The organism is Microcoleus sp. Pol7_A1 (assembly GCF_036701085.1).
GTDB classification, from domain to species: domain Bacteria; phylum Cyanobacteriota; class Cyanobacteriia; order Cyanobacteriales; family Microcoleaceae; genus Microcoleus; species Microcoleus asticus.
Map to the genome: position 1 here is coordinate 41,066 of NZ_JAUBQD010000057.1, position 7,079 is coordinate 48,144.

Consider the following 7,079-nt stretch of genomic DNA (forward strand, 5'->3'; position numbering starts at 1 on the left):
GAAGGATTTTTTTTACTAACCAATAAGAAGAGAAGAGAGAAAAAAGTTTCCCAACTTGAAAAAGTATGAATGCAGAAGGCTGAGTTTTAGATGGTTAGATCGGGAAGATTTTGGCATTCTAAATTTTTCTTTACTTCTTCCCTATTCCTTCTTCCTTCTTCCTTCTTCCCTCTTCCCTCTTCCTTCTTCCTTCTTCCTTCTTCCTTCTTCCCTCTTCCTTCATTTCAAAAACTCAATCAACTGCTGCAACTTCAACCAAGATTCGCCGCTCAATAAAATGTCCTTAGCCAGAGAAACTCCTGCTGCGTGAGAACCCATAGGAATTGCACCTCCCACCTGAAAAGCCAAAGACGCATTCAAAGCTACAACATCCATTTGTGATCGCGTACCTTTGCCTTGCAAAACGTTCCGCAAAATCTCGGCGTTTTCCTCAACATTTCCGCCTTTTAACGAGCCGATCGCACTTGGTGTCAATCCTACCTTTTCAGGATCTAAAGTAGTGAGTTCGACTTTGCCATCCGACAAAACCGCCAAATCAGTCACATCACCCAAACCCGCCTCGTCCAATTTTTCTCTGCCGTGAACGACTACAGCTAACTCAGTCCCCAACTCGCCCAAAGCTTGAGCAATAGTTGATACCAGGCTAGGATCGAAAACCCCGATTACCTGCCCTGTAGGGCGCATAGGATTGACAAGGGGCCCTAAAAGGTTAAAAACAGTGCGCACCTTCAAAGTGCGCCTGAGCGACGCTACAGCCTTAAGTGCTGGATGCCACCCCGGCGCAAATAAAAAGGTGATCCCTACTGCGTCTACCGCAGCTCTTACCTTCGCGCCATCGGCGTTGAGGTTGACTCCGAGTGCTTCCAACACGTCAGCAGAGCCCACTTTGCTCGATGCCGATCGATTTCCGTGTTTGGCAACTCGAACTTTGCCCGCGGCGGCCACAAAAGCTACAGCAGTTGAAATGTTAAACGTGGAAGCGCCGTCGCCGCCAGTGCCGCAAGTATCAATTAATTGGAGATTGGAGATTGAGGATTTGGGATTGAAAACGCTCTCGGATTCGCCTGCAAGCGACTGAGAATGCAATACCTGAGCCATTCCTGCCAATTCTTGGGCAGAGATGCCTTTGGCTTGGAAGGCCACTAAAATTGCTCCTGAAAGGACGGGGGGAATAGATTCTGCTAGCCATCCCTGCATCAAGTCGGCTGCTTGGGCGCGTGAGAGAGATTGTCTGTCTAACAGTTGTTGCAGCAGGGCCGGCCACAGAGGAGAATCCGCCGTGTGGGTTGAAGCAGGAGATAACTCTGGCGTTGCTAGTAGAGGGGAATCTGTCATTTATTAGTTCTAGTCAAATTTAGCCCGATCGAGCTTTTCGGCCAAACCGAGAATCGATCGGGATTTTACCAGACTTGCCGACCAAATTTTGCGCACCTGCACCCAGATTTTTGCCCAAATGCCAGCAGCGCAACAGAATTTGTCCCCCCGCAGCAGCCGAATATGAATTTTTTGATACAACAATTACCCTATTGTTGTGCCAACTTTACAGAGAAACCCCCGATCGTACAACTGCCAGCAGTCTGCTGTATTATCTATCAGAAAGAATACTTAACAGTAACTCAGAGCACCCAAAGACCGATAAAAGTTTCCGACAGGAGTTGTGGAGACCAAAAAATTTTAGACATTAGGGAGCCCCAGATTCATCTGTGGAGTCAATTCTTTAATCTAAAATCTCAAATCTCAAATCGACTGACAGCACGGACAGGGAGCGTTTAGCTCATACAGGCGGGTTAGTTGTCTTGGGTAAGAGTCGATCGCACTCTCCCCCAAATCATAAAAATAGACTTTTGCGGTTCTAGAAGTCCCTAATTTTTATTGTAACAACAGCCTTGCCGCTAATTTATATCAGGGTATTCAACTGCTAATATATTTCAGGGAGATTTCAACGAGCGGGTTTTCTTCCGATACCTGCACCGCAGGCCGATCGATTTGGCGCTTTGATTGTGACAGCCAGTCACGGCTCAAAGAAAGACAGACCGGATAAACTAAACTTCGATCGGCAACAACTAACAACTAACAGCCCTGTCTGACAGATGAATAAACACATTTGTGTCCGGCTGTGCCACAGCATCTTTCTGCCTCATTAACGGCTCAAGTTTAACAGGCGGTAGACCAAAAATATTCAACTCACATCCAAGAGCAGGGTATTCACAAGTGGGAAATCAAAAATTAGAAAATAAAGCGATAGAATGCCTGAATGTCGCGGAGGCACTGCACCAAATGGAAGCAAAATATTACAGTATGTTTGAAAATGCTGTGTCGGGCATTTTTCAAACAACCGAATCCGGTCGCTACATCAGCGCTAACCCAGCTTTGGCTCGTATCTACGGATATAATTCCGCAGCAGAATTGATGAGTTGTCTGACTGATATCAGCGATCAGCTTTACGTCAATCCCGATCGGCGCGATCAGTTTGTTTCTGCTTTACAAGATCAGGGCATCGTATCTGATTTTGAGTCGCAGATTTATCGCCGAGACGGAACAATAATTTGGATCGCTGAAAATGCGCGGGCTGTCTGCGATGAAGCAGGTAAATTGCTCTACTACGAAGGTTTTGTAGAAGATATCACCCAGCGCAAGCAGGCAGAATCTGGACTTCGAGAAAGCGAGGAACGCCTGCGCTTAATAATTGAAGGCGTTAAGGATTATGCTATATTTATGTTAGATACTGAGGGGTATGTAGCTAGCTGGAATTCGGGTGCAGAACGCATTTTGGGATACAGAGCTCATGAAATAATTGGCAATAACTCGGAGTGTTTTTTCACGAAAGAAGATCTTGAAATCGGCAAACCCCAAGAAAAATTAATCGGGGCGGTGGCAGAAGGTCGATACGAAAATGAAGGCTGGCGGCTTCGCAAAGACGGCTCGCGATTTTGGGGGAATATTATTGTTACTCCTTTGCGCGATGAAAGCGGAAAGTTGCAGGGCTTTTCTCAAGTTATGCAGGATATTACCGATCAAAAGCGGGCGGCTGAGGAAAAGATGCAGTTGATTGCTTCTTTGCAGGCGTCGGAAAAAAAGTTTCGCACTTTGTACGAATCGACGACTGATGCGGTAATGCTGCTAGACGAAGAGGGTTTTTTGGATTGCAATCCGGCTACTTTAAAGTTATTTGGATGCAGCACTGAGTCCGAGTTTTGCGGCAAGCACCCTTCGGAGTTCAGCCCGCCGTTGCAACCGGACGGGCAAGATTCTATGAGTCTTTTTCAAGATCGAATTAATACGGCTCTGCTATCGGGAAATTGCCGTTTTGACTGGCGGCACTGCCGTTTGGATGGTTCTGAGTTTCCGGCGGAAGTGCTGCTAACTTCTATGGATATCGGCGGCAAAATAGGGCTGCAAGGCGTGGTGCGCGATATCACTTATCGGGTGCAGGCTGAGGAAGCCCTGAAGCAGGCTAATGAGGTATTGGAATGCCGGGTTAAAGAGCGGACAAGTCAGTTGGAAGAAGCTATTAAAAAGTTGAGTTTATCGGAAGAAAAGTTTTCTAAGGCTTTTCGCTCTAGCCCAGATCCGATGATTATTACTACTTTTGCTGAAGGTCGTTTTATTGAAGTTAATGATAGTTTTCTGTCGATGATTGGTTATGCTTTAGAAGAAACTATCTGGAATACAGTACCGGGGTTAAATATTTGGGTAAGGTCTCAAGACCGAGTTAATTTTAGACAAAGTTTGCACGAACAAGGTGTTGTTCGCAATCAGGAATGCGAGTTTCGGATGAAGTCGGGATCGGTGGTGGTGTGTTTGCTGTCAGCGGAATTGATTAATTTGGACGGCGAACTCTGTATGCTGGCGGTGATGACGGATATTACCGATCGCAAACACGCCGAAGAAGCCCTACGGGAAAGCCAGCGGGCCTTGGCGACGCTGATGAGCAATTTGCCGGGGATGGCCTACCGTTTTCGCAACGATGCCGATCGCAGTATGGAGTTTGTCAGCGAAGGTTGCTATCAGTTAGCAGGCTATTCTCCTGAAGAATTTATCGGCACTCGGCAAATTTCTCTCTCGGAGTTGACTCACCCGGACGATCGCGATAATTTGTGGAATGCCGTGCAAGTTGCCTTGCAAGAAAATCGACCCTATCAGCTAAATTACCGAATTACTTCTAAAAATGGCGAATTAAAATGGGTTTGGGAGCAAGGTTTGGGGGTGTTTTCCGACTCGGGAGAGTTAATAGCTTTGGAAGGGTTAATTACTGATATTTCCGAGCAGAAACGCAGTGAAGAAGCTTTGCTGCGATCGCAAACAGAGTTAACCCAACAAAAACTTCAATTAGAAAATACTTTGCACGAATTGCAGCAAACTCAAGCTCTATTAATTCACACAGAGAAAATGTCTACTCTCGGTCAAATGGTAGCTGGTGTCGCTCACGAAATTAACAATCCCGTTAGCAGCGTCTGCGGCAATCTCGTCCACGTCGGCCACTACACGGAAGATTTGCTGAATTTGATCGATATGTACCAGAAGCACTGCCCGCAGCCGCCGGCAGCAATTAAAGGTAAAATTCAGGATATCGACCTAGAGTTTCTGCTAGAAGATTTGCCGAAAGCGATGTCTTCGATGCAGGTTGGGGCCGATCGCATTCGGGAAATCGTGCGATCTCTCAGGAATTTTTCCCGCAAAGATGATTCTCAAATGAGCAAAGTTAACCTGCACGAAGGGATTGAAGGAACGCTGCTGATCCTGCAAAGCCGCCTGAAAGCCAGAGGCAACTATCCGGAAATTGCGGTAATTAAGGACTATGGAAATTTGCCTTTGGTTGAGTGTTATGCGGGGAAAATCAATCAGGTATTTATGAATTTGATCGGAAATGCGATCGACGCGATCGAGGAATACAACGAAGGGGATTCAGTTCCAGAAGTCAAAGCTAACCGCAGCAAAATTAAAATTAGGACAGAAGTCCAAAACTCCAATGCTGTAATTAGGATTTCTGACAACGGCCCCGGTATGCCAGAAGAAGTTTCCCAGCAGCTATTCGAGGCTTTTTTTACCACCAAACCCGCCGGCAAAGGCACCGGTTTAGGCTTGTCAATTTCCTACAAAGTTGTTCAAGAACACGGTGGCAAACTGAGCTGCGTGTCTGCACTGGGCCACGGAGCCGAGTTTATCATAGAATTGCCGATCGAACAGCCGTAAAGTGCGATAGAGTTTTTAGGTCGGAAATTCAACTTTCAAATTATGAAATTCAACTCCACAATCTCAGTAGCATGATAGCGGCCTTCATTTCGGTAAGGTAGAGGCTTAAAATCTCAAGAGAACTTTTAAGTCGAAACTGGGAACAAAAAAAGGGAAAAGTGTTTGTAAAGCAGGCGGTTGCAAACCGCTGTCTCAATCACGAATAAGGTGCGGGCGGAGGATAAGGGAATCAGTATATTCTTTCTTTCCCTAGTCCCAAGTCGCTAATTCCTAGCAATAGAACCCCTAGCCGGTTGCTCGTTTCCCATGTCCCGTTCCCTCTTTCTTCTAATAACTCGGCTCGCAGTTGCGAGGCGGCGCTAATTGCGCTAAATAGCTACTACGAACTGCTCACCCCGGAATAGAAATCACAAACTCCGAACCCTGTCCCACGGAAGAATTCACGAGTAACGTACCTCCATGTTTTTCCACCACAATTTGGCGGGCTATAGACAATCCCAATCCAGTTCCTTGACCCACAGACTTAGTTGTGAATAAGTGGTTAAAGATGTTTTCCTGGACTGAGTTCGACATCCCCACTCCATTATCCTTAATCCGAATCAAAACCTGATTGTTGGATTCGCTCAGAGCAGTTTGAATCGTAATTTGATTGGGTAGGGCTTTAATTTCACTAAAACTGCGCCCCTTATTAGACTCCTCCAGAGCGTCAATGGCATTGGCCAGTACGTTCATAAATACCTGGTTCAACTGTCCGGGAAAGCATTTGACTAGGGGCAAGTTACCATACTCTTTCACAACTTCAATTGCAGGGCGGAACTCGCTGGCTTTTAAACGGTGCTTGAGAATCAGCAGAGTGCTCTCTAGTCCGTCGTGAATATTGAAAGCAACTGGTCGATCGCTATCTGCCCTCGAAAACGTTCTCAAACTCGTACTGATATTGCGGATGCGATCGACTCCTTCTTTCATTGAGCTAATCAATTTGGGCAAATCTTCTCGCAAATACTCTAAGTCTATATCCTCGATTTTTTCTTCAACTTTAGCTCCTGGCTTGGGAAAACTATCTTGATATACATCGATTAGCTCGAACAAATCTTGTAGGTATTCTTGAGCTGGCTGTAAGTTGCCGGCAATAAAACCTACGGGATTGTTAATTTCGTGGGCTACCCCTGCGACTAAATTTCCGAGTGCAGACATCTTCTCACCCTGCACCAATTGCAACTGCATCTGTTTGAGATCGTGAAGATAAAGCTCTAGTTTTTGGGCATATTCCTGGGATTGCTGATACAGTCGGGCGTTCTGTAGGGAAATGGCAGCTTGCGAACACAGGATGTTGAGGATGGCGACGCGATCGCGTGTAAATGCTCCGATTGTGACATTATTTTCTATATACAAAATCCCCATGACTTTGCCTTGATGGAGAATGGGAGTGCATAAAACACTCTTGGGTTGCTGTTGGATGATGTAAGAGTCAGAAGCAAACGTGGTTTGAGTGCTGACATTATCAAACACTAAGGTTTCTTTTGTGCGTTTGACGTAATTAATTAAGCTCAGAGGAATTGCTTGACTCTCTTCAACTAGCAGAGAGTCAAGATGGCAATTTTGACGATTCGTACAGTGGACGGCAACTCTCCAATTTCCCTCCTCATTTAAAATTAATGCTCCGGTTTGTGATCCGGCATTCTTAACAACTACTTGCATCAAAGTAGTCAGCAATTGCTCTAGCTCGATTTCGCTGGAGAGAGTTTGAGAAGCTTCGATTACTGTCGGCAAATCTACTAAATCCGAACTGCTGGTGCTGCCAATAATAGTCTTAGGAATGAAAATTTAATAACATCAGCGATGTATAATAAATAAATGAGTGAATATGAATAGGTTTATGTTTCGGT

At 45.6% G+C, this 7,079-nt stretch carries 3 protein-coding genes and 1 pseudogene; 1 reads left to right on the forward strand and 3 read right to left on the reverse strand.

Translation table 11 applies throughout. From position 1 onward, the window contains the following. Positions 1 to 219: 219 nt before the first annotated feature. Both trpD and QUA20_RS24975 read right to left on the reverse strand, forming a co-directional pair. A complete protein-coding gene (gene trpD / locus QUA20_RS24970; RefSeq protein WP_333192067.1) occupies positions 220 to 1,335 on the reverse strand; it encodes an anthranilate phosphoribosyltransferase in 1,116 nt (371 codons plus the stop codon). Between the two features lie 9 nt (positions 1,336 to 1,344). Further along, complete coding sequence (locus tag QUA20_RS24975) at positions 1,345 to 1,515, reverse strand: hypothetical protein (RefSeq protein ID WP_333192069.1); 171 nt, start codon at positions 1,513 to 1,515, stop codon at positions 1,345 to 1,347. A gap of 696 nt (positions 1,516 to 2,211) precedes the next feature. On the opposite strand from QUA20_RS24975, the gene QUA20_RS24980 reads away from it, so the two are divergent. Continuing rightward, complete coding sequence (locus QUA20_RS24980) at positions 2,212 to 5,193, forward strand: PAS domain S-box protein (RefSeq protein ID WP_333192071.1); 2,982 nt, start codon at positions 2,212 to 2,214, stop codon at positions 5,191 to 5,193. Between the two features lie 390 nt (positions 5,194 to 5,583). On the opposite strand, the pseudogene QUA20_RS24985 reads toward QUA20_RS24980, so the two are convergent. Then, positions 5,584 to 7,005, reverse strand: a pseudogene (locus tag QUA20_RS24985) (GAF domain-containing sensor histidine kinase); the annotation flags it as partial. Between the last annotated feature and the right edge of the window lie 74 nt (positions 7,006 to 7,079).

Coding starts and splice junctions, on each gene's coding strand:
- trpD (WP_333192067.1), bottom strand. CDS start 1,335: ATGACAGATTCCCCTCTACTAGCAACGCCAGAGTTATCTCCTGCTTCA.